Source organism: Mangrovimonas sp. ST2L15 (genome assembly GCF_001280515.1).
Classification (GTDB): Bacteria; Bacteroidota; Bacteroidia; order Flavobacteriales; family Flavobacteriaceae; genus Mangrovimonas; species Mangrovimonas futianensis.
Window position 1 is genome coordinate 105,200 of record NZ_LBIQ01000035.1, and the last position, 26,903, is coordinate 132,102.

The following is a 26,903-nucleotide window of genomic DNA, read 5'->3' on the forward strand; positions in this document are numbered from 1 at the left end:
GTGAGTCAATATCAATTAAAATAAAGCCGTTTTATTTTTAGGTTAACAATGAAAATAATCTGGGTAAGCCCTTGAAATCAACTAATTATTTTTCTTTAATTTTAGTTCTCAAAATAATGTAACTAGTGAATTTGAAAAAAAAAAAGATGGCTGTTTTTTATAGGGGGAACAATAATTTTATTGGTTGTTCTAGCCATGGTGTTGCTTCCGGGGATATCAAAAAACTATCTAATCAAGCACGGAAAAGAACTAACGGGCCGCAAGCTCCATATAGACGACATTTCTATCAATTACTGGCGCAGCTCCATACAGCTTACTGGATTTAAAATGTATGAAAGCAATGAAACAGACGTGTTTACTTCCTTTGATACCTTGCTTGTAAATACCATTCCCTATAAATATTTTTCAAATACAAAAGCACTTGATCAATGCTACCTCAAAGGGCTTCAAGTTCAAATTATAAAAAAGGACAGCACATACAATTTTGATGATTTGGTTCGGTTTTATACCCAGGCGGATTCCATTCCAGAAGATCCAGAAAAAGCCGAGGAATTTAAATACCTGTTGCAAAATATCGAATTAAAAGAAGCGGCCATCAATCTCTATGAGGCCGATATAGACAACACCACCAGATTGCAAAATATCTCTTTTGCTATTCCCTATGTGGCTTGGGATCAAGAAAATGATAGTAAGGCAGACATGACCTTAAATTTTGAAAGAGGCGGCAGCCTGCAAGCCGCTTTTAATGCCCATCCCAAGACTTTGAATTTTGAAGGCCAGTTTGTTCTAAATAAAATAGGTCTATCATCCTTTATCAAACACGTGGCTTCTTATGCCAACATAAATAGTGTGGCGGGTTCCTTAAATGCCCATATCAATCTCTCTGGGAATATGGATAAGCTGGAAGACATGGTGATTACCGGAGATACCGAAGTGCTCAATTTCTCAATGACTGACCAAAGTGACGCCAAATTTTATGCCGCAGAACGAATGTATGCCGAGTATGGTGAGATCAAAGCCTTAAAGCAAGCAGTCAACATCAAGAAGGTGCTTGTAGAACAACCTTTTATAGAGTTTCAGCTGGATTCGGTTTCCAACAATTGGTTCCGTATTTTTAATATTGATACCGAAAGTGATACCGAGGAAGTAGGTGCTGCAAATGCACAGGTGGCTGATAGCAGTGCTTTTTACTATGCAATTAACAATCTAAAAGTCACGGGAGGCGTGATGGATTATACCGATAATTTAACTGGGAAGCCTTTCAGTTATCACCTCATTGACATCAAGGTGGACACCGATAGCATCACTAGCGATAGCCAGTGGGTAGATGTCACCTCTGATATGTTATTGAACAATAGGGGAACTTTAAAAGCCAAGGTTGGTGTCAACCCAGTTGATCCTTTAAATGCCAAAATCGATATTGCCATTAAAGACTTTGTGTTGTCTGACCTGAATATTTATTCCAATTACTATACCGGGCATTCCATCTTGCAGGGAGACATGTATTATTTTTCGCAGACTGAGTTTGAGCAGGGAAATATTGAAAGTGAAAACCAACTGTTGATCAAGGATGTGTCTGTAGAGAACAATAAAAATGGTTTGATGTCTTTGCCGTTGAAATTTGCCATTTTTCTGCTGAAGGATAAAAACGGCGATATAGAGTTGGAAGTACCCGTAAGAGGTAACTTAAACGAACCCGAGGTGGACGTATGGTCTTTGGTGGGCACTACCTTAAAAAAGATCATTTTTGGAGCTACAGATAACCCTACCAAAAGATTGGCCAAGTTGGTAGATGCTAAACCCGAGGAATTGCAACAATTGGTATTCCAATACCCCGATACCTTACTGACAGAGGGTCATAAAAAACAGCTCAAAAAGATTTTGGAACTGGAACAACTCAAGCCCGAATTGCAAATTACAATGAGTTATGCTGTTGACCCACTAGAACTAAAAAAGCTGATATTGCAAACCTCTCAGGCATCTACAGTGCAGGAGCAAAACAATGCTTCTAGAGAAGAAAATGTAGAGGGCAGGCCTATTAATGAATTGACTATCCCTTCAGAAATGACTGCCACATCTGATTCTTTGGTCAATCAATATGGAGAGGCACTTATGCGTCAAATGAAAACCTATCTAGCTACAGTCGTACCCAATACCGCCATTCAGTTAGAGATTCTTGATCAGTTTGATCCAGAAACCATGGTCGCCGAACCGCAATTTAAAATGGAATACAGGCTAAAGGAATTAGAGCAGAATAGAGAAAACCTCTGAATTTTAATTAGTAGAACCTTAAAAATTAAAGTTTAGTGCTATTTGAGAAAAGTGAATTGGAGGTGTGTTAAATCTGTAATTTCTTTTCAAATATACTATCAAGGGGTTTCTATTTCGAATTTTAGAATAAGAAATAAGGATGTTTGCGATTATAATTACAAAGAAATTAATAGTAGTGAACCCTATTATTCTTCTAGAAAGAACAACTTTTATTAAGTAGAGGCGAATTAAGTATTTTATTTCTTACATTAGTTATAGAATTGAAGTTTAGACTGTTGTATGCGTTTCTTCCGATCTTCGATTTTAAGTAAGTTTAATTCTGCTATGAATAACATAATTTAAATGATTAGTCTGCTGTTAATTGGATGTATTCTGGTCGCTATAAGTGTTTTGCTACAAGCTTATTGTACCCTTTTTTGGCTAAAAAAAGTTTCTAAGTATTTAAATGAAAGAAGATTAAATACGCATGAGGTTTTAAAACTTTTAATTCTTTCTTTTTTGGTTTTTTCTCTTTTGCACTTTGTTCAAACGGCCATTTGGGCGTTGGGTTATTACTATAACCCATTAACGACCTCCAGTTTTAATGATTATTTTGAGGCACTTTATTTTTCTATGGTCACTTTTACAACCTTAGGTTATGGAGATATTACTTTAAATAGTAATTGGCGGTTGTTATCAGGTTTTGAGGCTATTAATGGTATTATGCTGATTGGTTGGACAACAGCAATGATGTATTCATTATTACAAAAATTCACAAAAAAATACTCCGAAAGATGACAAAATCTCCCAAAAAAGGAAGTGCCACCAAGGCTATTACCCGTTATACTTTGTTGTTTACGGTTTTGATATTCATTTGGAATATATTCTCAGATAGACTTACTCCTAGTACAGATCAGGCTCGAGTAAAAGGTTTAATTTTACCTATGGCGCCCATGGTGAGCGGCTATGTTACCCAAGTAAATGTAGGACTTCACAGTGAGGTAAAGCAAGGAGACACTCTTTTCCTTATAGATAAAGAACCTTTTGAAATTGCTCTGAGGATTGCCGAAAGTAACTTAGAAAACGCAACCCAATCTGTAGATGCGGGAACCTCTGCAATCAAGTCCGCTGTGGCTCGTTTAAATCGAGCTAAGGTTAATTTAGATAGAGCATCCAAGAACTGGGAACGCACCCAGCGAGTGATTACAAAACATGTTGGTGCCTTGTCTGAGGCAGACAAAGATCGTTCTGAAGCTTCTTATTTAAATGCTGTAGAACAAGTGGTTTCAGCTCAAGCAGCTTTGGACCAACAACGTGCGGCTTTGGGGCCAACTGATGAAAACAATCCAAACATTAAAGCGGTTTTGAATCAAATTGAGAAAGCACAATGGGATTTATCCAATACTGCCATAGTTGCTCCATCTGATGGGATTATTGAAAGCTTTAATATAGAGAAGGGTTATTTTGCAAGAGCTGGAAATTCACTAGTAACTCTGGTATCAAATCAGAATATTTGGATCCAAGCTAATCTCAAAGAGAATAATCTTGGGAATATTGAAATTGGGGATGAAGTTTCAATTGTATTTGATATACGACCTGGAAAGGTTTATAAGGGTGCTGTTAGTAGCGTAGCTTATGGCGTCAGTACAGATAGAACGAATTCCAGTGATTTGCCGACTGTAAACTCGTCTCAGGGTTGGTTGCGAGATCCACAGCGATTTCCAGTAATTATTCAAATAGAAAATAGTGAAATCATTAAAGAACTACGACAGGGAAGTCAAGCTGAGGTTGTTGTTTACACTGGGAATAACTTTGTGCTTAACGGTTTAGCTGCCTTTAGAATATGGCTACTTTCAAAACTCTCTTATGTTAGATAGGATAAATTACATAAGGCTCCAAATAAAAACGGACAATGCATTACTAAGATGTCTATTCGGTGTCAGTTTATCCCTCATTTTGACAACTTCTATTAATTTATTTACACCCCACATAACTCCTATTCTAACCCTCATGTTTTTGGGAAAGGAAGGGGAAAGACCAACAATTAAGAAATCAATCTTAATTTTGATTGCATTTGGTCTATTGGGCGTTATTGGCAATTCCATTGGTAAGTATCTAATTGATATGCCATTAGTTGTTCTTCCCATTCTTGGACTCATTATTTTTTGGAGCTATCGCCTAGACAAAATACCTGCAGCCGTTAGGTTATTATTTTTAATGCTTGCTGTTTTATTGACATTTGTAAATGTTCAAGGAAATTTTTTAGGGACATTTGTTGTGAAACTTTTATTGCTGCATTTAGCAATTGCTTTGGCTGTCATTCAGTTTTCATTCCTTCTTTTTCCCGTATCGACTCCAATCCAAACTGAAAAACAGAAAAAGCCATTAGAAAAGCCAAAACTTAATTTAGACAAACTTGCTCTCAATGGTATGTTGGTCATGCTACCTGTAGTGGCTATATTCTTAATTTATAACCTTAACATTCTTCCAATAACCCTGGTGTTTATAGTTATTTTGGGATTTGATCCTTTTATGTACCGCTCTAACAAAGGAAAAGTTATGCTTATAGGTAATGTGCTTGGTGGTGCTTTAGGGCTTTTGGCCTATAATATATTGGTTATTGCACCAAATTATTTGATTTATATTTTATTAATCATTTCCATAGGAGGTTATTTTGTGCAAAAAATATTTTCTGGCCAGCAAACAGCTGCTATTTATGACCTCGCTTTTAAAACTTTTTTTGTGGTTATGGGTTCTGTTTCCGTTTCAGATACATCAGCAGCCAGTACTATTTCCGACAGGTTATTACAGTTGGGGCTTGCTATCTTATATCTCATAGTGGCTTTCAAAACAGTTAACACATTAAATAATCCTTTTCTTGAAAATGAAACTGCTTAGGGCTGCATATTTGTTGGGTGTTTTTGGTTGGATGACAACATTCATGTCGTGTTCCGTTCAAAAAAGCTATGTATCACCTGAAGTGGCAGATTCGTATGTCATAGGTGATAAAACTTCAGATTCAATCAGTTTTGCAGATACAAAATGGTGGGACATATTCAATGACCCAACATTAACCCAGCTTATTGAAGAAGGCTTAGAAAATAACCTGTCACTACAAAATACCATTATTGCTCTTAAACAATCACAGCTGCAATATAACATCGCGCGTGCCGATTTATTTCCAGCCATTAATTATGGTGCCTCATACCAAGCTTCCACCAATTCCATCACTTCAGACATTACAGATCAAGCATTAATAGCTGCCAATGTTTCATATACTATAGATCTTTGGGGTAGGATAAAAAATGAAAACCTTGCTGCTTTTGAAGCCTATCTTACTACTGAAATGGCATATTATCAGGTGCAAGCAACTTTAGTAACCCAAATTGCTACGCTCTATTTTTCGTTGCGAGATGTGGATAACAAAATTATAGTTGCAGAGAATATGGTGAGTTCCATGAATGACTACAAAAACATTATAGATGCTCGTTATGATGGCGGGTTTATTTCTAAGGTAGATGTAAATCAAATTACCATTGAAATAAAGGATGTTGAAATTGCACTGCAAACTCTTTTACGGGCTAGAAAGCAATTAGAGAATGCTATTAGCATTGCTTTGGGTAGTGAACCAAAATCTATCCCAAGAGGATTGTTGTTGCAAGAACAAGTTTTTCCTTCAGAATTACCGGTTGGTGTCTCATCTCAATTATTACAACGTCGCCCTTCAATTATGGTATTAGAACATCGATTGAAATCACAACTGGCAACGGTAGGAGCCACAGAGGCGTTACAATATCCAAATATTACTCTTTCATTTGATTTGGGAGGTCAATTAACAAACCCTTCTATGTTGTTTTCCTCAATAATTGGTGAATTAGTCGGCCCTATTTTTAACAGCCATAAAATCAAAAATGCCATTGCTTTACAGGGAGAAGTTTATAAACAATTGGAGAATGAATATAAACAGGCTTATTTAGTCGCTCTTCAAGAAATAGAGGATGCCTTAATTGCCATCAATACCTATAAGATGGAGGTAGACATTCGTAATGAACAATTGTTGCTGTCTGAAGAAGCCTTAAATCTATCTTGGGTAAGGTACAATGAAGGAGTTTCGTCTTTTTTAGAATTTTTAAACCTTCAAAATTCGCTATTTGAAGCGCAGTTAAATGCATCGGAAAGCTATAAACTGCAATTACATTCTATTGTTAAATTATATCTGGCTTTAGGAGGTGGTTGGAGTTTGAATCAATCATAATAATCAATTAAAAAGTAATCTTATGAATAAGTCTACATTAACCATTTTTATCAGGATTGCCCTTGTTTCTCTATTGCTGATTTGGACCTTTAAATTGTTGTCGCCATTCATTGGGGTACTTGCTTGGGCTGTTATTTTAGCCGTTTCGATTTATCCTTTTTATAAAAAAAGGATTGAAGGGTCTAAGTTGAAAAGTTTCATTTTTTCAATTGTGGTAATAGCTATTATGGCTGTGCCGTCATATATGGTCTTTAGTTCTGCTATTGAAAGTACTACCGAAGTTTTAAAGGACCTAAAGGCTGGTACTTTTGAAATTTCACCTCCTTCCGAAAAGGTGAAAACGCTGCCTTTATTTGGAGAAAAATTGTATCGGGAATGGCATCAATTGTCAATAGATACCAAGGAATATGCTATAGATCATAGAGAATATCTACTTGAAAAAGGGAAAAATATTTTTGGAAGCTTGCTAGGGCTTATGGGAACCCTTCTCTTATTTATCGTGTCATTCATTATAGCAGTTGTTTTCATGTCTAATGCTGATTCCTCCTATGGAACAGCTCTAAAATTTGCAAAAAAAGTCATTGGTAAAGATGGCGAGGATTTTGTTATAATTTCGAGGAATACCATTCGTAGTGTTGTAAAAGGTATTTTGTTGGTGGCCATTATACAGGCCCTGTTGAGCTTTATTGGCCTTAAAATAGCTGGCATTCCATTGGCTGGATTATTCACTCTATTAGTTCTTTTCTGTGCTATTATTCAGGTTCCGGTAACATTGGCAGTTATCCCTCCAATAGCTTTGGCTTTTTCTCTTATGGATAATACCACACATGCGATTATTTTCACCATTTATATTGTTGTGGTTTCTTTATTGGATAACTTCTTAAAGCCTATTATGCTGTCTAAAGGTCTAAAAACGCCTACGGTTATAATATTTTTGGGAGCCATAGGAGGTGTTATGCTTCATGGTATTATTGGATTGTTTGTAGGGACCGTAGTCTTGGCAATAATGCACCAAATTTATACAAGCTGGGTAAATTCTTCAGATGATGTGTAGGAATTAAATTTGAAAGTTCCATTCTAAATAAAAAACCTTGTAAACTTTTTGTTTACAAGGTTTTTTCGTGTGGAGTCGGAGGGGTTCGAACCCTCGTCCAAACAAGCCATCAAAGTGCTTTCTACATGCTTAGTTTTAACTTAATTGTCGGCTATAGGCTGGCAAAAAACAACCCACCTCCAGCTTAGTTTCTTAAATTTCAAACGGTTATCGAAACAAGAACCGTTCTATGTTAACTTTTACGATGCTCCTTGGCGAAACGCCGCTAACCAAGGCTTTTCAGGAACATTTAGCTTTCCCGCCTCGCGGGACAAAGGCTATAACTTACTGTAATTCAGTTATTAAGCAGCTAAAGCGTAGTTATTCTCGCCGTTTAACTGTTGAAATAGCCTTTAACGTGTTTCAATTTCATTACACGGCATGCTTACAGTTCAATAAGTCTCGCTGTCAAAACCAGTCGACCCCATTAATTCAAAGACCATTTTTAAATGGATGGCGAAGTTACTAAAAAATGTTGTGCAACCTTCCAATTCTATGTATTTTCGTGCAAATTCCATACCAACCTGGCGGTGTCAGGTTTCAATAAAAATGATATTTACATGAAGTTTGCCATCATTAAAGAACGCAAGAATCCACCTGATAGACGTGTGGTATTTTCTCCAGACGAATTAGTGAAAGCTAGGGAGCAATTTCCTGACGCTGAATTTGAGGTGGAATCATCTGATATTAGAGTGTTTTCTGATGCTAGTTATCAGGAAAAAGGGTTTCATGTTTCAGTTGATGTGAGTTCATGTGATGTCATGTTGGGAGTGAAAGAGGTGCCTAAAGAGGCACTCATTCCGAATAAAAAATATTTTTTCTTTTCGCATACTATTAAAAAACAGCCCTATAATCGGGAATTGCTAAAAACCATTTTAGAGAAGAACATTGAGCTATATGATCATGAAACCATTGTTAAGGCAAACGGCGCTCGATTGATTGGTTTTGGAAGGTACGCTGGTATTGTGGGTGCTTATAATGGTTTTCGGGCTTGGGGTTTGAAATACCAATCTTGGAAATTACCAAAGGCGGAAACATTGGCGGATCAACAAGCATTGATTAAAGAATTAAAACAATGTGAAGTACCACCAATTAAGGTGCTATTGACTGGAAGTGGAAAGGTGGCCTTTGGAGCCAAAGAAATGTTGGATGCCATGAACGTGAGACAGGTTTCTGTTGAAGCGTATTTAAAGGAATCTTTCAATGAGCCTGTATATTGTTTGATTGATGTGTTGGATTACAACCAAAGGAAAGATGGAAGAAGTTTGGATAATCAAGATTTTTATGAGCATCCTGAGGCTTATGAATCAAACTTTATGCGTTTTGCCAAAGTGTCTGATATGTTTATCGCTGGCCATTTTTATGGAGATGGCTCACCCTATTTATTTACTAGGGAAGATGCCAAGTCAGACGATTTTAATATTAAACTGGTGGCTGATATCAGTTGTGATATAGATGGGCCAGTTGCTTCTACTATCAGGCCTTCTACTATTGCGGAACCCGTTTATGGATATGATCCACAAACTGAAAGCGAAGTTGATTTTATGGATGAACACGCCATTGTAGTCATGGCTGTGGATAATTTACCATGTGAATTGCCTAAGGATGCCAGTGAAGGTTTTGGGGAAATGTTTTTAGAGCATGTCATCCCGGCCTTTTTTAATGGTGATAAAGATGGTGTTTTAGAAAGGGCCAAAATCACCGAAAATGGTAAATTAACCGAGCGTTTTAGTTATCTTCAGGATTATGTGGATGGTAAATAACCAATAAAAGAAAGCCAAAGAATTTTCTTTGGCTTTCTAATTTATTTTATCTTATAACTAAGAATTTTTCAAGATTTCAAAAAGGATTTCCAATTCTTGAACCAACTTTTCAGTTCCCGAAAAACCAACCTGTTCATATTTTATTTTGCCATCAGGGCCTATGATTATTTTAGTGGGAATACCAGTTACTCCATAGGCTTCTGCTACTTCAAAACCATTTGATTTTTCTTCAGATTTATCAAAAAGAACATGGAAGGTATATTTATTGTTTTTAATAAATTCAGCTACTTGCTGTTCGCGCTTGGGTCCATTTTCAAAAGTGTCAATAAACAATATTTCTATGTTTTCATCATCTTTATACTTATTAACTACTTGTTGCATACCAGGGAACGATGCTTTACAGGGACCGCACCAAGTGGCCCAGAAATCTAAAACCACAGTTTTGCCTTTCAAACTTGCTAAAGAAACCTCTTTGCCTGATATATCTTTTAGTGTAAAGTCATAAGCAGATTTGTCAACCATCTTATTTCGGATCTCTTCAGTTTCTTTGTCAAAGGCTATTTTTTCAAGTTTGGATACGGTTTCACTAAAATTAGTATCGTTAGGTTTGGTCTCTTTGTAAGCTGTTTCAAAAAGATTGATAATCTTATCAGAAGAAATACTATTTTCAATCATGTTTGAAGCTTCTTTCTCCGTTTTTTCATATTGCTTATCTTCTACAAGGTATTCTAGATATCTCTCGGCAATTTCCACATCCTCATATTGTTCATAAGCCACTTTTTGGAATTCAAGAGCCTCTTTTAAGTTGCCCGTTTTATAAAGAATGTAGGCATAGGTGTCCGCATACATACCATAGCTTCTTTCAAGATTCTTTTTGTACTGAGATATAGTAAGGTAATTTGGTTTGTTTTCTGGGGCGTTTTCCAACCCTTTAATTAGATCTAAGGATTGCTTTGAAATCACTGACATCTCTTCTAGATATTGTCCCTTTTCAGCATTGTCCCAAGCAACACTGTTAAATAAAGATGCTTTAGAAGAATTGCTATCCATTTGCTGAGCATATTTTTTAAAATTTTCAAAATCTCCTTGACCAGCATAGTAATTGGCGATTTGGCTTAACATGTAATTTTTCTTATTATCCTCTCCTTCAACTGGGCTTTGGTATGAATTGTAGAGTTCTAATTTCTTGTTGAAATCTTTTTCCTTACTATACTCCATGACGATTTGCCTATTGGCAAAACTTCCATTGGGATACTTTTCTAAAATCACAGTTTTTAGAGAATCTGCATATTCTTTTTCTCCTAAGGCATTCTTAAAACCGTAGAGTCTAATGGCATCATCTTCGGTGAGGTCATCGTTAGCATTTAATGCTACTACTTCATCTTCCATAAGCGTTTTCCCAGCCTCTTTGTCTTGTCTATAAAGAAAGTATATGTAGTTATCTCCCCACAATTCTTTTAACTCAGAATTGGTTGAAACAGCTTTATTTAAGGAATCTAAGATGCTTTCCTTCTCAAATTCAATATCATAGTTTTTTCCTTCGTTTAAAGTGTAATAATATAAAGATGGTTGACTAGCTGGGAGCATTTCTCCATCTTCAGTATATAATGGAAGTAAATAACCTTTCTTGTTATTGGAATCATATTGTCCATTTTCCTTAAAATTGAATGCCAATCCCGTAGCCGAATCAGGAACTATAATTTGAGATTCCTTTTCTTTAAACTCGATATCTTCAGGGAAATAAGTATTATTAACCATATAATAATAGATGGCAGACATGTCTGAGTCTTCTCCGTTATAGGATATTTGTAGGGTGTCACCCGGTTGTATTTTGTCCTTAGATAGGGTGAAATGACCTAATGTTTGCTTTTTAAGTACCACCTCTTTTTCGTCCTTTTTACAAGATAATATGGTACATAAAATGGCTAAATAAATAATTGGATTTTTCATGGAAAGATTGAGATTTGATTAAAACATTAAAAGTGCTAATGGTTCACATTCAGTCAAATATAGAAAACTATCATTTATTTTTGTCAGTATTTTCTGTTAATTATAAGAAAATGTCCAGCAAATTTATACCCAAACCAAAGAAAAGTGGAGAAACAAAAGGTAAACAACCATGCGGTTGTATGTTGCTTGGGGAACAAAAGAATATTTCCGATGTCAAGTAACAGTTCTCCCGGTTTATGGAGTATTTCCCATGAGTTGTATCTTAAAAACCTTCCCAAGTAAATGCCGAAAGCTGTAGCAATTAAAATGGTAATACTTAATATCTGTACCCAAACAGGTTTTAGAATGGAGGAAAGAAGTTTTTTGACATCAAAAATTGATATAAAGAAGAGAGCGAGTCCGTTTAAGGCAAAAGATGTAATTACCAAAATATCTAACCAAATTAGGGAAGTGGCATTGTGTTTTAAATGTAATAAATCAGTAATCATGTAGGGGGCATTGGGTAAAAACAACAACCACAAAGTCAATCCTGTTAGTACGGTTAATTTTGACGGTTGTTTTTTGCTAAGTAGGTAGCTGGAAATGGCATAAGGAATGATTGCCAAAAACAAATTCCAGACCATAAATAATAGGAAAAAGGATTGATTGAGTTTCATGCGAACCATCAATAGGAAAATGCTAAAACCCATGGATAGGAATAGTTGAGATAATATAGAGTAATGTTTAAATAAGAAAGATTTCATGATTTTGACGTTTTGGTTGATAGAGATTCTAGTATTAAAACAAATAGGACACCTAGGCAATAGGCCAACAGGTCGGACCACTGGAAAGTACTTCCTAAGATGAGTTTGGCTAAATGGGAATCTTGTAGTCCCAAAAAATGATTCTGGTTGAAGTATTGTAAAGTTTCTATAGCAAATGAAATTACTAATACTAGCAATGCAGCCTTCTTTGGAGTTATGATTAAGAAGCTTTTAAAAAAGCAATACATCAAAATGACAATCAAAAAGTCTCCAAAAGTGTGCCTTATAAAACCAGACTTTAGGAAATAGGCGATGAGAGCCTCTGTAATAAAAAGCACCAAAAATGCCATGAAATATTTTAGGTTGAAAGTGAGGTTCATGTTTTTAGGGAATCTTAGGTGAGTTTTATTATTGAATCTGGATTAAATGATATCCTCCCCAATGAATTCATTAAGGAGGATGATATTATTAATCATGGTTCCAGTCTATTTTTCTAGAAATAAACATAACGGAAGCCAAGATTAAAAATAAGCCTATACTTCCTACTAATAAAGCATAATTCTCCAATTGGATAATGACATAAATAAAGGTGTAAAGCAAGGTTAAAGATAATCCGATAAAAATTGAAAATTTGGTGGACTTTAAAATTGTTTTAGAGTAAAGGGTAATTAAGCCTATGACTGATATGCCTGCTATTAGATATGCCTTTAGAAACGTACTATGTTCCGAAATTGAAATCAATAGGGTGTAAAACATGGTTAATGCTAATCCAATCATGAGATATTGGAACGGATGAATTGAAATTTTACTTAATGTTTGAATTAAAAAGAAAATTAAAAAGGTTAATCCGATAACCAAAAAGCCATATTTTGAAGACCGTTGACTTTTTTGATATTGATCAACTAATACTATAAAGTCAGTGCCAAAAGCAAACTTTTTAAGTACAGGAACTTTATTCAAATATTCTTGTGAGAAGGGTCTATTGATATGTAGAATTTTCCAATTGGCTTTAAAACCTTGAGGGGTAATCTCTTTGGTTTCGTCATCTGGTAAATAGTTTCCTGTGAAACTAGGGTTGGCCCAATTGGAGGTCATGGACATTTTGGTGGTTTTGCCCACTGGGATTATTTTTATGCTTTTAGAACCATTAAAGTTCATTTCTAACTTAAAAGAGGTTATTAACTCTTTAGAGAAATCTTTTTCGGTTAAGAATGAAGTTTCCAAACCATCTAGAGAACCAGAGTATTCATTAGAATTGTCTGCAATTGTTTCAAAAGGATAGGGATGGTCATTGATAGAAGCAATGATTTCATTTTTAATACCTTTTAAGTTAGAAGTTTTGATTAGTAGTTTGGCCTTATCCCAAATAATATCTTCATTTTTTATATCCTTTTTTAATAAATCGATCTGAGAAAATTGGCCGCTAAAAGACATGTTTGTAGTAAATACGGCCGATTCATAATTGTTTCGTTTTAAGGATTTGGAAGTAACCTTGGTGTCTACTGCCAGTTCCTCAGGAAAAATATAGGCATAGTTGATATGGGTTTGAATTTCTTTAATGTATGTTTTTGTGGGTTCATGATAAGTTTTTGTTTCAGAATAAGTTTTATAAGGCAATTTTACCATGGGACCGTATACCAAAACATCGCTACCCCATTTATCATTAATTTCATCAACAACTTCATCCTGTCGGTGAGAGCGTTCTAAGATTAGGTTGTCAATAAAAGCTAAAGGGATTAATAAAATTAAGACTAAAAAACCAACCATAAGCATTCGTGCAGTGATTGAAGTTTTAAACCAGTTTCCAAATTTGTTGCTGTTTTGAGGTGATGAATGTTCCATAATGTTTTTTTAATTGTTAAAGTGCTTTGAAATACAAAGTGTATAGTTAAAAATTTTTGTTTTAGGCAGCCATTTTATCTAAGGCTTTGATATTAGGTTTGTATTCTGATGGTAAAATGAGCTCTTTTATAAACCAATCGATTCGTAATAATCGGCTCCATTTATAGGCGATTAAAGGTATTTCAATAAATGAATGTTTTCTTAGGTTCAATTTGGAGCGTACTGGGGTTGGGAGCAACTTAATTTGGACTTCCAATAGTAATTTGTATCTCAACCAACCTAGATGTTTTCGGTATTGGTTGTAAAGATCTTGTGTGTATACAGCAAATTGAAGATCGGATTCCATATGCTGCAGACGCATTTTTTCAAACTTTTCAAAGGTAGGGGGGAGGTCTTTGATGTTCATTCTAGTTCCAACCCTGTTAAATACTTCAAGAACATCTTCTTTTTCCTTCAAACTCAGTTTTCGTTCCAACATTTCATAGGATCTGATAGAGTAATCAATCAACATAAAGAGAACATCTTTATAGGCCCAATCTGGAATGTTCATTTGCCGACTGTATTCTACATTCTGATGGATTTTATTAATCATATCTATGGATTGATATGCGGTAGACTCATCCGAAAAAACAATATGACGGGCATAAGCAACGGTTGAGAACAAACGACCTAGAGGATCTTTAGGAAGTTTACCAGTATAATAGAGCCAATCCACTGCTTTATTTAAGGCGAATTCTGCAGATGCTCCAGCGAAGACGAAAAGAATGGTATCACTTTTCCCCCAAATTTCTCGAACGATGGAATTTTTGTTTACAAAAGGTTTCATAGGTAAATTGTTATTTGATTAATGCCACAAACCAACCTGATCAAGGGCGAAAATAAAAGACAACCAACAGGCTACAATAAAACCCAAAACGGAAACAAATGTCATCAGAAACTTGATTTTAGGTGTTGAAGCTAGGTGGTCAACTAGGAAATAGTATAAAATTCCCGCGGCAATACTGCCAACTGATACAGTTACTATAGGTACCCACATCCATGATTCTATTTTTCCTACTTTGAAAGAAATTTGTATTAAGAATAGAACTAGAAGTGATGTGGCCACAAGCCACGAAATTTTGGTTCGTTTTAATAAGCGTTTGAAATCTAATGCTTTATTGAAGATTAATTTATGTGTCATGTTATCTTTTTTTACTTTGAAATTCAAAGTGAATTGATAAAAAAATTATGGTTTGCCTATTAATTTTTCCAAAGCATCTATGTGCTTTTGAAAAGCCTCCCTTCCAGATTTGGTTGTTGAGTATCTAGTATTTGGCTTTCGACCTATAAACTGCTTTTCAACTTTAATATATCCTTCTTTTTCCAAGGCTTTGGCGTGACTGGCCAAATTGCCATCTGTAGCACCTAGAAGCTCTTTTAAAGTAGAGAAATCGGCATACTCATTGACCATCAAAACAGACATAATGCCTAGTCTGATGCGGTGGTCAAATGCTTTATTTATATTGTTTATAATGCTCAAAACTATTGTCTGTCATATTTTAGGTACATCACAGTGCCATATACTATGTGCAAAATGCCAAAACCTAATACCCATAACCAAAATCCAAATCCTGGGTAAATGGCACAAATAAGGCCTAAAACAATTTCACAATATCCTAAATACCTGATATCTCCCAAACTATATTTTGATGCGTTGACCAAAGCCAAACCATAAAATATCAACATGAGGGCTCCTGTTTGTCCATACTTTTGTTGACTCAATATGGTTAATATGTATATGCCTCCTACAGCCATGGGAATTAAAAAGTTTATGATCAAGCGTTTTGATGAAGGATCCCACATGCTGGCTCCATTTTTTTTAGCTTTTCTGGTAGTCAAGACTATGGCAGTTACAGCACTTAAAAAGGCAATCATAAACAAATCGAACATGACCCATCTGAATATTTTTCCATCCAGTAATAGGGTGCCATTACTGTAATTGATGACAAGGTAGTAGGCTATTACCGCCCCAACTATGGCATAAATACCAGCCATAATACCTGAAAGTCCACTCAGTGAGATAAATCGCGAGGATTTGTTCATGAGGTTTTTGATCTCAGAAATGTCTTTCAAATAGTCTTTTGATGATTCCATATAAAGTACTTTGAAAAACAAAGTAAGTAATTATATTTCAGTTTTCCAATAGCATATAAAATTTTTCTTGTCTAAATTTTTAGAAGGAAGTAATTGTTTTTCTAATAGCTACCAAGCGGGTAAGCAGGCCTTCCAAATTGTCTAAATGCAACATATTTGCTCCATCGCTTTTGGCGTTTGCCGGATCAAAATGGGTTTCAATAAATAAGCCATCCACATGATTTACAACAGCAGCTCTTGCTATTGTCTCAATCATATCTGGTCTGCCCCCAGTAACACCTTTAGTCTGGTTGGGCTGTTGCAAGGAATGTGTAACGTCCATAACTACCGGGGCATAGGTTTTCATAGTTGGAATACCCCTAAAATCAACAATCATATCTTGATAGCCAAACATAGTTCCTCGGTCGGTGATCCATGCTTTATCACTGCCCGTATCCTTTACTTTTTGAACGGCATGTTTCATCGCTTCAGGACTCATGAATTGTCCCTTTTTAAGGTTGACAACTTTGGCTGTTTCCGCCGCAGCTACCACCAAGTCTGTTTGGCGAACTAAAAAAGCTGGTATTTGAAGGACATCCACATATTCAGCAGCCATTTGGGCATCACTATTTTCATGGATATCTGTAATGGTTGGTATATCAAAGGTTTCAGAAACCTTTCTTAAAATTTTCAAAGCTTTCTCATCACCAATACCTGTAAAACTATCAATACGACTTCTATTTGCTTTCTTAAAGCTACCCTTAAAAACGTAAGGAATCTCAAGCTTGTTGGTTATTTCAACAATTTTTTCGGCAATTCTTAACGCCATCTCCTCGCCTTCAATGGCGCATGGGCCTGCCAATAAAAAGAAATTGTCGGATTGGGTATGTTTTATTTGAGGTATATCAGTAAGTGTCATTTGCTTTTATTTAAAGCACAAAGATAGACATTAAAAGCTTTGCCTTAAAGCATTTTTAATCATCCAAACAGCCATCACAAAATTGGTCAGGACAAAGAAACCTCCGTAGAAGAAATATTCCTTAAGACCATAAGAAAGGTGTATGACATGTATTTTATCTGAAACATATGCAATAATCATGTAGGATGAAAGACAGGCAAATGTGATACCCAATAAAGCATTTAGTTTTTTATTTGGCTTAACCAATTGCCATAAAAAAGGTACCCCTGCTAAAAGGATGGGATAAGCTATCAATCCTTCAGCTCTATTGATGGAGGTGAACCAAAAGGCAATAACCGTTATATAATAGAGATAGGGGATGAACTTGGCGTATTTGCTAATTAAATTCATAAGGGTTTGTTTAAAGGTTTACATGATTTGGTTGATTAGTAAACACTTTTTATGTGAACGAAATATAACAATCCATATTTTCAAGGGGAAAGGGTCTAACATATAATTAACTAAAAATTAGTAAATACCTGTCCAAGATGTTAAAATATAGCTTACCTTTGCGCGCTTAAAACAAGGCTTCACTTATGGCTAATATGAGAAACATTGCAATTATTGCACACGTAGATCACGGTAAAACAACTTTGGTAGATAAAATTATGTATCACTGTCAACTGTTCCGTGAAAATGAAAATACCGGGGATTTGATTCTGGATAACAACGACTTGGAGCGTGAAAGAGGAATTACCATTACTTCAAAGAACGTTTCTGTTGTTTACAAAGGAACCAAAATCAATATTATTGATACTCCTGGTCACGCCGATTTTGGGGGTGAGGTAGAACGTGTTCTTAACATGGCAGATGGTGTGCTTTTGTTGGTTGATGCCTTTGAGGGGCCAATGCCACAAACACGTTTTGTTTTGCAAAAAGCCATTAGTCTAGGATTAAAGCCTTGTGTAGTCGTTAATAAGGTTGACAAGGAAAACTGTACGCCAGATGAAGTACATGAAGCCGTTTTTGATTTGATGTTTGAATTAGGGGCAGAAGAATGGCAGTTGGATTTCCCAACTGTATATGGATCGGCCAAGAACAATTGGATGAGTGAAGATTGGAAAAATCAAACCTCAAACATTGAACCGTTGTTAGATATGGTAGTGGAGCATATCCCAGAACCAAAAGTAGATGTTGAAGGTTCACCGCAAATGTTGATTACTTCTTTGGATTTCTCTTCATTTACAGGACGAATTGCTATTGGTAGACTTCAACGTGGAATTCTTAAAGCGGGAATGCCTGTTTCTTTGGTGAAGCGTGATGGAAGTATTGCCAAATCACGTATCAAGGAGCTGTTTACATTTGAAGGTCTTGGAAGACTTAAGGTTGAGGAAGTGACTGCTGGAGATATTTGTGCTGTGGTTGGTTTGGAAGGTTTTGAAATTGGTGATACGATTGCCGATTTTGAAAATCCTGAAGGATTGAAATCTATTGCCATAGATGAACCAACAATGAGCATGTTATTCACTATTAATGATTCGCCTTTCTTTGGAAAAGATGGAAAGTTTGTGACCTCTCGTCATATTAAGGATCGTTTGACTAAGGAATTAGAGAAAAATTTAGCCTTGAGAGTTCAAGAAACAGATAGCGCCGATAAGTTTATGGTTTTCGGACGTGGTGTATTACACTTATCTGTTTTGATTGAAACTATGAGACGTGAAGGCTACGAACTTCAAATTGGTCAACCGCAGGTAATTATCAAGGAGATTGATGGTGTTAAGTGTGAGCCCGTTGAAGAAATGACTATTGATTTGCCAGAGGTTGTATCTGGGAAAGCCATCGAATTGGTGACTATGAGAAAAGGGGAGATGCTAAGTATGGAGGCCAAAGGAGAACGTATGGTTTGTGAGTTTATCATTCCTTCAAGAGGTATCATTGGTTTGAGAAATCAAATTTTGACAGCTACCGCCGGAGAAGCTATTATGGCGCACAGATTTAAGGAATATCAACCAATAAAAGGTGGTATTCCAGAAAGACAAAATGGTTCTTTGGTTTCTATGGAAACAGGTACAGCGATTCCTTATTCTATAGATAAACTTCAAGATAGAGGTAAATTCTTTGTTGATCCGGGAGAGGATATTTATGAAGGACAGGTAATAGGAGAGAATTCCCGTCAAGATGATATGGTTGTCAATGTGACTAAAACCAAAAAATTAAGTAACGTGCGTAGTTCTGGTGCCGATGATAAGGCTCGAATTGTTCCTGCTATTAAATTTTCATTGGAAGAAGCTTTGGAATACATTCAGAAAGATGAATATGTAGAGGTGACACCAAACCACTTACGTATTAGAAAAATCCTATTAAAGGATGTTGATAGAAAACGAAGTAAAGCGATATAAATTTAAAAAAGCCAACTCCTTAGAGTTGGCTTTTTTATTAAGGACTTCTTCTTTGTTAATTTGAATTCTTAAAAGGGCAATGTCTTATTTTTACGTTCTAAGTTCTAGAATATTAAGAGAGAAGCTGAAAAATAAAACGAAACGGTATTTGCATTTTTCTAATTTATAACTTGAAAGGGCTTTGTCGAATGCGTAAAGACAAGGATCTAATTGATCTAAAAACAAAAATGTTGGTCGAAAATAAATATTAACTTTATTTTTACGTTGAATTCTCTAAAAACTAAATTCTATTTTTTCAGTTGTAATTTATAATTCAAGATTCCAGAAAACATGGGATCAATTCGTTTCGAAAGCAAAAAATAGTACTTTTTTGTTTTATCGAGACTTTATGGATTATCATCAGGATAGATTTAAAGACCACTCCCTAATGATTTTTAAAGGGGATATTCTAATTGCTCTCCTTCCAGCCAATATTTTGGGTGATGTGCTTTATTCTCATCAGGGGCTCACCTACGGTGGTTTAATTTACCATCATAAATTAAAGTTTCATCAGGTTTTAGACATATTTGCTTCTGTATTGCAGTATTGTGAAACTAAAAGAATTAAATTTTTGGAACTTAAAATGCTTCCTCCTATTTATCCTGAATACCCGAATGAAGAACTTTCGTACTTGATGTTTTTATTGGACGCTCAATTGCTAAGAAGGGATTCTTTATCTGTTCTGAATTTACAGATTCCATATAAATACTCTAAAGATAGAAGAGATGGCATTAAACGAGGTTTTAAAAATGAACTTCAAATAGTGGAAGATGATGTGTTTGATGACTTTTGGAACACCATACTTATCCCAAACCTGAAAGGAAAACATCAAGCGAAACCGGTGCACACCTTGAATGAAATAAAGTCCTTAAAGAAAAAATTTCCTGCTCAAATTAAACAGTTCAATGTATACCATAATAATAAATTGGTTGCAGGAACCACTATTTTTATATCGAAACTTGTCGCTCATTCTCAGTATATTTCGGGGAATCCAGATAAAAATAGTTTGGGTAGTTTGGACTTTTTACATGATTATTTATTGAAAAACGTATTCCAAAACAAATCCTATTTTGACTTTGGAATTTCAAATGAAAGTCAAGGAAGACATGTCAACCAAGGTTTGCAATATTGGAAAGAAGGTTTTGGGGCTAGAACCATTACTCAGGATTTTTACAGGGTTGATGTGACAAACCATTCTAAACTGAAACAAGTTTTTATATGATCAAGTTTTTAGATCTTCATAAACTGAATACTCGTTTTGAAACGGAATTTCAGGAAAAATTCAAGTCTTTTTTAGATTCGGGACATTATATCCTTGGTAAAGAAGTATTAAAATTTGAAGAAGACTTTGCGTCTTACTGTGGAACTAAATATTGTGTGGGTACAAGTAATGGTCTAGATGCTTTAATCCTAATATTTGAGGCATTAAAACAATTGGGAAAGCTGAAGGAAGGGGATGAGGTTTTAGTTCCTGCAAATACTTATATAGCGAGTATCTTAAGCGTTTTACATGCCGGTTTAAATCCTATTTTTATTGAGCCAGATTTGCATACTTATAACATTTCTCCCAATCATATTCTTGATAAAATAACTTCTAAAACAAAGGCTATTCTAGTTGTTCATTTGTATGGTCAATTAGCTGATATGAATCAAATAGGGCCCATTGCAGAAGCCAATGGATTATTGGTCATAGAGGATGCGGCTCAAGCACATGGAGCACAAAATAATTTAGGTGTTAGAGCTGGTAATTTTGGATATGCGTCCGGATTCAGTTTTTACCCGTCTAAAAATTTAGGAGCATTAGGTGATGCTGGAGCGGTAACAACCAATGATTTGGAGTTGAAAGAGGTCATAGGAAAACTTCGTAATTACGGAAATAAAGAAAAGTACATCAATCAATATGCTGGATTCAATAACCGTTTGGACGAATTTCAAGCTGGTATTTTAAATATTAAATTGGCCACTTTGGATGCAGATAACATGAGAAGAAGGCAGATTGCAAAAAGGTATCTTAACGAAATAAATAATGAAAAACTAGTGCTCCCCCAATACGATGGTTCTGAAAATCATGTGTTTCATGTGTTTGTGGTGATGGTAGATCATCGAAAAAATTTCATTGAGTATTTAAAAAATAGTAATATTGAATCCTTAATCCATTATCCTATTTCCCCTTCAGAACAGGAAGCTTTTCTACAATTTCAAGAATTGGAATTGCCTATTACCAAATCCATTCATGAGAGAGTGGTAAGTTTGCCTATAAGTCCGGTTCTTGAAAAGAATGAAATTGATTATGTTATTCAAACCATAAACCATTACTAGTTGAAAAAGTTTGTAGAGTACATTAATAACAATGTATTGGTAAGGGTTGCCTCATTAAATTCTGCCTCGGTAATTACTCGAATTATTGCTGGTTTTCTTACTTCTAAAGCCATTGCCTTGTTTGTAGGAGCTGAAGGTTTGGCTTTGATAGGTAATTTTAGAAATTTTGTTGGGACGTTGCAATCCTTCTCTATTTTAGGGCTTTATAATGGTGTAGTGAAGTATGTCGCTGAGTTTAAGAATAGCACCAAGGAACTCAGTAAAATGTTGTCTACGGCCTACTATATGGGTTTTATTTCCACTGTGCTTTGTGGGTTTTTGTGTTATTTCTTTTCAAATGAAATCAATAATTACCTTTTTCCAACTTATAATGATTACGCCTATATCATAAGAATCTTTGCCTTGGCTTTGCCATTTTATTCTTTGAATATGTTTACATATTCTATTTTAAATGGTTTTTCAAAGTTTAAGATTCTTATTATCATCAATATAATTGGGCAGATTTTAGCTGCTTCTATTACATTATTATTGATTTATCAGGAAAGAATAGATGGGGCCCTCATTTCAGTAGCTATTTCTGAATCCCTTATTTTTCTAATTACGCTAGTTGGTATTTCTAATCAAAGGTCTTTGGCGCCTCTTTTAAAGTTGAGTCATTTCAGATTAGATTTCGTAAAAAAGTTAAGTTCTTTTTCAATAATGAAAATATTTTCGGCTATGGCGCTGCCTTTAGTCGCTATAGCAATCAGAACTTATTTAATAGATCATGTAGGTTTTAAAGAAGCTGGTTTTTGGGAAGCGATGAACCGGATTTCTAAATATTATTTAATGTTCATCAGCTCATTAATGTCTCTTTATATCCTTCCTAGATTTTCTGAAATTAATACCATCAAGGAATTTAGAACTGAGGTTTTTAATTTCTACAAAACCGTTCTCCCTATTTTTGGTTTAGGTTTGTTGGCTATCTATTTAATGAGGCATATACTGATAGCTGTTATTTTTTCAAGTGAGTTTAAACCAGTTGAAAGCTTGTTTCTATGGCAACTTTTAGGAGATTTTATTAATGTGTTATCTATAGTCATAGCATATCAATTTTTGGCAAAAAATATGGTTTGGCATTATTTGATAGTGGAGGCTTTTTCTGTTTCAATCCTATATATTTCGAGTATTTTGTTTGTTGATATTTTTGGCGTTCAAGGAGCAGTGATAGGGCATTTTGTAACCCAAGTCTTGCATTTTGCACTTATTTTATTCATTTTTAATCATTCACTTTTTGGAGTGTTACCAGAAGAGGAACTATTACAAAATGATAATGAGGATTTAGACCATGAAAATGATTAGGGATTTATGTTTAAAATTTAGGAAATTAAAATATTCCTTTTGGTCCAACAATAAGTTTGTGTCGGGAAGATTTAAGGGTAAGTATCCTGTTGTCTTCAGAGGTCAGGGAGAAATCATCATAGGAGAAAATGTACAAATGGGCGTGGTGAATTCGCCTTTTTATCATAATAGTTATGCCTATTTAGAAGCAAGAGACAAGGAAGCAAAGGTTGTTTTTGGTAACAATATTAGTGTTAACAACAATTTTTCAGCAGTTTCAGAAAAGAGAATTACCATAAATGACCACGTACTTATTGGGTTGAATTGTAAGATAACAGATAGTAACTTTCACGATTTGAATGCTGAAAAAAGAAACCAAACAGATCCTAGCCCACAAGAAGTAATCATTGATAGAAATGTATTTATAGGTAATGATGTGACTATTCTAAAAGGTGTTGTTATTGGAGCGAATTCTGTGATCGGGTCAAATTCTGTGGTGACCAAAAGTTTTCCAAATGATGTTATTATTGCAGGAAACCCAGCAAGGGTTATTGGTCAAGTTAAGTGATTTGCTTAATTAGAATTCCATATAGCAACATAGTTTTGAGCAATTTTTTTATAATCGTGATGACTAACTATGAAATTTCTGGCATTCTTCGAAATTTCTAAAATTTTATCTGGATGCGTAACCAACCATTCTAATTTTTTGAAAATTAGTTGGCTGTCAGGTAAAGCATTAATTGCAACTGTATCTTCTTCTAATTGGTAGTAATTTAACCATTCTTCCTCGGCGCCAGTAAAAACTACTTTGCCTTTAGCCATGGCTTCTAAGGCATTATAACCTTGGTCATAGGCATATACTTGGTCTAAGATGATATGAGCTTTGTTGTAGCTTTCAATATACTTTTGATAAGGAACATCTTCGGTTTGAATAATTTCAATTTGGGAAGCATATTTTTCCCTTAGTAGCTCGAGAGCATTTTCGAAAATGTCATTTCCTTTTTTAAAATAGTTGCTTCTATTAACTCCGTGAAAAATAATTATTTTATGAGATACGTCTAATTCGGTTTTTTTTATTGATTCAGAGTTAATGGGGTTTGGAATCATGCCGAGGTATTTAGGATGCCCTAAAAGAGGTATGTGGTAATCCATGTCTGAAGCAATAACTCCTGCGATATGGTTATAAATGTATTGATGTAATTGATATTGCTTTTTAGATATTTTTTTTAAGATAAATTGATAATAATTTTTTAATTCAGGATTTTCAAAATAAGGAGTCAAAATGGAATATTTAAACTTTTGGTCATGGGCATATTTTACACTGATATAATCTGTGCCGCAGGAAAGAAGAAATACTTTTCTATTGTTACTGAATATGGAATGAAGAAGCTTTTTTTCTAAAGTAGGTGTGGTTTTAATGCTATTTTCATTGATGATTTGAACCACGTCAAAGTTTTTTAAATCAGGGAGAAAACTTTTAAATCTACAATAGGGTTCAAGTGCAAATAGATCAAAACCAAAAAACTTGTGTGTTACTTTGACTAGAGGTTTGAAGATTGGTTTGGATAGAATTTTTACGCCATAATCTAAATCCACTGGGAAATTTTTAAAACCATCAGAAGTGCCTGCTAAAGTAACTTCATGGCCCAATGATATTAGACCTTCTTTCAATGAATTATGTAATCGGCTAAATTCTCCTATTAAAAGAATCTTCATTATCTTATTTTTGCCATAAATATAGTTGTTAATGATTAATCCAAACATAGAAGCATTCAATTTAGAAATTCTAATTTCTACAATGAATAGAAGTTCTTTGAGCTTCTTGGATGACATGTTTATTAATAATCAAGGTAAGGATTATAATATTTTAATTATTAACCAGACCTCACCGGATAATTTATTGATTTCCGAAATCGAAAAAATTAGGGTAGTAAATACATTTGAAAAAGGGTTGCCGACCAGCAGGAACTTAGCCTTGAAGCATGCCTTAGGGGATATCTGTTTAATTGCTGATGACGACGTCATATATGCTAAAGATTTTGAAAAGAGTATTTTAGAATCCTATCAGGAAAATGAGAGGGCAGAAATGATAACTTTTCAAATGGAGGATGATGAGGGGAATTTGTTCAGGGATTATCCAAATAAAAGCAAACACGACAAAAAAAGCATAAGCACAGCTAATTCTGTAGTGATTAGTTTTTTTTTGAAAGCAGTCAAAAATAAAGAAGTTAAATTTGATGAGCATTTTGGTATTGGATCAACCTTCCAAACCGCAAATGAATATGTTTTTTTACGGAACGCCCTCTCTGCCAACCTTCAAATTTACTATCAACCCAAAGTTATTTTGTCTCATCCTAAAATGAGTTCGGGTCAAGATGCAGGTAGTGATCGAATAGTTTATGCTCGAGGAGCTTTATTTTATAAATATTCTGGGTATTTAGGTTACGTAAGGATATTGAAATATTTGTATTTAGTTTGGAGGAAAGGAGAGATTGAGGCCAACGAATTTTATAATAAGGTGAGCATGGGATTTAAAGGAATCAGAGATTTTAAAGGATTGGAAAAGAAATAAATTGTCTTTTTAATAGTTTTATTTGGTATGAAAACATCACTTGAGGATATTAAAATAATGGAGGTTCCAAAAATAGCAGATACTCGTGGGAACCTTTCGGTTATAGAAAAGGATACCATTCCTTTTAAAATTAATCGGGTGTATTACTTATATGATGTCCCCAGTGACGCTTATAGAGGTGGGCATGCTCATAAAGAACAATTGGAATTTTTGATTGCGGTTAGCGGTAGTTTTGATGTGATTTTAAATGATGGTATGGGCTCTAGGCGTGTGACTCTCAACAAACCTAATAAAGGATTGCTAATACCCACAGGTATCTGGAGAGAATTGGATAATTTTTCTTCTGGCGCTGTATGTTTGGTACTTGCGTCAGATGTGTTTGAAGAGGGAGATTATATTAGGGATTTTAATAACTTTTTGAAATCAAAAGAGGTTTAATTCATAATTTGGCACAAATAGCCTAATCGATATAAGTCAAATACAAATAAATTTGGATTGGATCCCCTCAAATTTTTCTCCAATTGGGGGTTAATCATTTTACTCAATTTACCATACAAAGTGTCAAAATGCATGGATTTTAGAAATTTATATGTTTTTAAAAGTGAATTCTGATGTTCTTTCATTTTATCAGCGCGCACCAAATATGCCAATGTTTCTACCGCTTTCTTGGTCTTCTCTAAAAAAAGGTCATTGGAATCTATTCCTAGATGATAAACCTCATTGTCAATATGTTTTATTTTTATTTGATGTTTTTTAAGTAGGGCACCAAATAAATAATCCATGCCGTAAAGGTTGTCTTGACTGATATTTAAACCGTCTGTGTAAATATTCCTTTTTATCAAAAAGTTGGCAGAAATAATGACTTTGTAGGGCGTTTTATTCCTTATTGATCCAGGTACTTCTTCACGATTTTTTCCAAAAGTAATCCGAAGTTCTTTACCCGAACTTTCATAATTGCTTGTATATGCAAATCCACCGAATATGGCCTCAAAATCTCCATTTATTAATTGGATGTAATTTTTTAAAAAGTCGTTGGACTTGGGAATAACGTCTGCGTCCAAAAATAGTAACCAATCAAATTTGGCTTTTTCAGCAAGTATTCGCCTTACTGAAGATCTACCTACATTCTCTTTCAAAGAAATGAAGGAGCTGTTTTTTAAATCATTTATTTTATGATTCTCACTATTTAACTCAGAATTTGAGCCATCGTCAATACATAATAACTCAAAGGGAATTTGTTCCTTTTCCGCTTGAGAAACAACATTAGAAGCCAATGGGAAGGCATTATAATGATATGTAGGGATTAAGATGGAAAGCATGAATGCATCTTATCTGAATTTAAATGTCG

Annotated in this window: 26 protein-coding genes and 1 other RNA gene; 14 read left to right on the forward strand and 13 right to left on the reverse strand. The window is 34.8% G+C overall.

The features are described 5' to 3' along the window. Positions 1-180: 180 nt before the first annotated feature. The 6 genes from ZA07_RS13525 to ZA07_RS13550 all read left to right on the forward strand — a co-directional run bounded on the left by ZA07_RS13525 (position 181) and on the right by ZA07_RS13550 (position 7,559). Positions 181-2,271, forward strand: coding sequence for a DUF748 domain-containing protein (locus tag ZA07_RS13525; protein ID WP_082316611.1), 2,091 nt, complete (start codon positions 181-183; stop codon positions 2,269-2,271). A gap of 342 nt (positions 2,272-2,613) precedes the next feature. Further along, entirely contained in the window at positions 2,614-3,048 is a 435-nt protein-coding gene (locus ZA07_RS13530) for a potassium channel family protein (protein ID WP_053972305.1), read from the forward strand. Next, positions 3,045-4,127 (forward strand): HlyD family secretion protein, encoded by a 1,083-nt coding sequence (locus ZA07_RS13535; RefSeq protein WP_053972306.1) that lies wholly within the window; start codon positions 3,045-3,047, stop codon positions 4,125-4,127. The genes ZA07_RS13530 and ZA07_RS13535 overlap by 4 nt, the downstream gene beginning before the upstream one ends. A 133-nt stretch (positions 4,128-4,260) precedes the next feature. Further along, on the forward strand, positions 4,261-5,148 hold the full coding sequence (locus ZA07_RS13540; RefSeq protein WP_053972307.1) for a hypothetical protein: 888 nt from the start codon (positions 4,261-4,263) through the stop codon (positions 5,146-5,148). Further along, positions 5,135-6,505 (forward strand): efflux transporter outer membrane subunit, encoded by a 1,371-nt coding sequence (locus tag ZA07_RS13545; RefSeq protein WP_053972308.1) that lies wholly within the window; start codon positions 5,135-5,137, stop codon positions 6,503-6,505. Before ZA07_RS13540 ends, ZA07_RS13545 begins: the two co-directional genes overlap by 14 nt. 22 nt (positions 6,506-6,527) lie before the next feature. Continuing rightward, positions 6,528-7,559 carry an AI-2E family transporter gene (locus ZA07_RS13550; protein WP_053972309.1) on the forward strand — a complete coding sequence of 344 codons (1,032 nt, stop codon included), beginning with the start codon at positions 6,528-6,530 and terminating at the stop codon, positions 7,557-7,559. A 67-nt stretch (positions 7,560-7,626) separates the two neighbouring features. Here the strand turns inward: ZA07_RS13550 and ssrA are convergent. Next, positions 7,627-8,024, reverse strand: a transfer-messenger RNA (tmRNA) gene (gene ssrA / locus ZA07_RS15925). A 134-nt stretch (positions 8,025-8,158) separates the two neighbouring features. Here ssrA and ZA07_RS13555 point away from each other — a divergent pair. Continuing rightward, positions 8,159-9,361: an NAD(P)-dependent oxidoreductase gene (locus ZA07_RS13555; RefSeq protein ID WP_053972566.1), complete on the forward strand. Its 1,203-nt coding sequence runs from the start codon at positions 8,159-8,161 to the stop codon at positions 9,359-9,361. Positions 9,362-9,418: 57 nt separating this feature from the next. On the opposite strand, the gene ZA07_RS13560 is transcribed toward ZA07_RS13555, so the two are convergent. The 10 genes from ZA07_RS13560 to ZA07_RS13605 all read right to left on the reverse strand — a co-directional run bounded on the left by ZA07_RS13560 (position 9,419) and on the right by ZA07_RS13605 (position 17,317). Further along, positions 9,419-11,311 carry a TlpA disulfide reductase family protein gene (locus ZA07_RS13560; protein WP_053972310.1) on the reverse strand — a complete coding sequence of 631 codons (1,893 nt, stop codon included), beginning with the start codon at positions 11,309-11,311 and terminating at the stop codon, positions 9,419-9,421. An 83-nt stretch (positions 11,312-11,394) separates the two neighbouring features. Continuing rightward, on the reverse strand, positions 11,395-12,054 hold the full coding sequence (locus tag ZA07_RS13565; RefSeq protein WP_082316612.1) for a DUF1361 domain-containing protein: 660 nt from the start codon (positions 12,052-12,054) through the stop codon (positions 11,395-11,397). After that, positions 12,051-12,434 (reverse strand): DUF2809 domain-containing protein, encoded by a 384-nt coding sequence (locus ZA07_RS13570; protein ID WP_053972312.1) that lies wholly within the window; start codon positions 12,432-12,434, stop codon positions 12,051-12,053. Before ZA07_RS13570 ends, ZA07_RS13565 begins: the two co-directional genes overlap by 4 nt. Positions 12,435-12,522: 88 nt before the next feature. Further along, positions 12,523-13,896 carry a cell envelope integrity protein CreD gene (gene creD / locus ZA07_RS13575; protein WP_053972313.1) on the reverse strand — a complete coding sequence of 458 codons (1,374 nt, stop codon included), beginning with the start codon at positions 13,894-13,896 and terminating at the stop codon, positions 12,523-12,525. Between the two features lie 61 nt (positions 13,897-13,957). Continuing rightward, positions 13,958-14,722 (reverse strand): oxygenase MpaB family protein, encoded by a 765-nt coding sequence (locus ZA07_RS13580; RefSeq protein WP_053972314.1) that lies wholly within the window; start codon positions 14,720-14,722, stop codon positions 13,958-13,960. An 18-nt stretch (positions 14,723-14,740) separates the two neighbouring features. After that, on the reverse strand, positions 14,741-15,076 hold the full coding sequence (locus tag ZA07_RS13585; protein WP_053972315.1) for a hypothetical protein: 336 nt from the start codon (positions 15,074-15,076) through the stop codon (positions 14,741-14,743). Between the two features lie 45 nt (positions 15,077-15,121). Further along, a complete protein-coding gene (locus ZA07_RS13590; RefSeq protein WP_053972316.1) occupies positions 15,122-15,415 on the reverse strand; it encodes a transcriptional regulator in 294 nt (97 codons plus the stop codon). Positions 15,416-15,417: 2 nt separating this feature from the next. Beyond that, positions 15,418-16,029 carry a hypothetical protein gene (locus ZA07_RS13595; RefSeq protein WP_053972317.1) on the reverse strand — a complete coding sequence of 204 codons (612 nt, stop codon included), beginning with the start codon at positions 16,027-16,029 and terminating at the stop codon, positions 15,418-15,420. Between the two features lie 79 nt (positions 16,030-16,108). Next, positions 16,109-16,927 (reverse strand): 3-deoxy-8-phosphooctulonate synthase, encoded by an 819-nt coding sequence (kdsA, locus tag ZA07_RS13600; RefSeq protein WP_053972318.1) that lies wholly within the window; start codon positions 16,925-16,927, stop codon positions 16,109-16,111. Positions 16,928-16,957: 30 nt separating this feature from the next. After that, the gene (locus tag ZA07_RS13605; protein WP_053972319.1) at positions 16,958-17,317 is read right to left on the reverse strand and encodes a hypothetical protein; all 360 of its coding nucleotides are present in this window, start codon (positions 17,315-17,317) and stop codon (positions 16,958-16,960) included. Between the two features lie 185 nt (positions 17,318-17,502). On the opposite strand from ZA07_RS13605, the gene typA reads away from it, so the two are divergent. The 5 genes from typA to ZA07_RS13630 all read left to right on the forward strand — a co-directional run bounded on the left by typA (position 17,503) and on the right by ZA07_RS13630 (position 23,551). Further along, complete coding sequence (typA, locus tag ZA07_RS13610) at positions 17,503-19,305, forward strand: translational GTPase TypA (protein WP_053972320.1); 1,803 nt, start codon at positions 17,503-17,505, stop codon at positions 19,303-19,305. 388 nt (positions 19,306-19,693) lie between these two features. After that, complete coding sequence (locus tag ZA07_RS13615; RefSeq protein WP_231628685.1) at positions 19,694-20,566, forward strand: GNAT family N-acetyltransferase; 873 nt, start codon at positions 19,694-19,696, stop codon at positions 20,564-20,566. Then, positions 20,563-21,663 (forward strand): DegT/DnrJ/EryC1/StrS aminotransferase family protein, encoded by a 1,101-nt coding sequence (locus ZA07_RS13620; RefSeq protein WP_053972322.1) that lies wholly within the window; start codon positions 20,563-20,565, stop codon positions 21,661-21,663. The genes ZA07_RS13615 and ZA07_RS13620 overlap by 4 nt, the downstream gene beginning before the upstream one ends. Then, complete coding sequence (locus ZA07_RS13625) at positions 21,664-23,004, forward strand: O-antigen translocase (RefSeq protein WP_053972323.1); 1,341 nt, start codon at positions 21,664-21,666, stop codon at positions 23,002-23,004. 58 nt (positions 23,005-23,062) lie between these two features. Then, the gene (locus ZA07_RS13630; RefSeq protein ID WP_231628686.1) at positions 23,063-23,551 is read left to right on the forward strand and encodes an acyltransferase; all 489 of its coding nucleotides are present in this window, start codon (positions 23,063-23,065) and stop codon (positions 23,549-23,551) included. A 5-nt stretch (positions 23,552-23,556) separates the two neighbouring features. Here ZA07_RS13630 and ZA07_RS13635 read toward each other — a convergent pair whose 3' ends face one another. Then, positions 23,557-24,699 carry a glycosyltransferase gene (locus tag ZA07_RS13635; RefSeq protein ID WP_053972567.1) on the reverse strand — a complete coding sequence of 381 codons (1,143 nt, stop codon included), beginning with the start codon at positions 24,697-24,699 and terminating at the stop codon, positions 23,557-23,559. Positions 24,700-24,730: 31 nt separating this feature from the next. On the opposite strand from ZA07_RS13635, the gene ZA07_RS13640 reads away from it, so the two are divergent. Both ZA07_RS13640 and ZA07_RS13645 read left to right on the forward strand, forming a co-directional pair. Next, positions 24,731-25,555: a glycosyltransferase family 2 protein gene (locus ZA07_RS13640; protein ID WP_053972325.1), complete on the forward strand. Its 825-nt coding sequence runs from the start codon at positions 24,731-24,733 to the stop codon at positions 25,553-25,555. Between the two features lie 27 nt (positions 25,556-25,582). After that, a complete protein-coding gene (locus ZA07_RS13645; RefSeq protein WP_053972326.1) occupies positions 25,583-25,993 on the forward strand; it encodes an FdtA/QdtA family cupin domain-containing protein in 411 nt (136 codons plus the stop codon). On the opposite strand, the gene ZA07_RS13650 is transcribed toward ZA07_RS13645, so the two are convergent. After that, complete coding sequence (locus tag ZA07_RS13650; protein WP_053972327.1) at positions 25,990-26,874, reverse strand: glycosyltransferase; 885 nt, start codon at positions 26,872-26,874, stop codon at positions 25,990-25,992. The two genes, ZA07_RS13645 and ZA07_RS13650, sit on opposite strands and share 4 nt — an antisense overlap. Positions 26,875-26,903 lie beyond the last annotated feature (29 nt).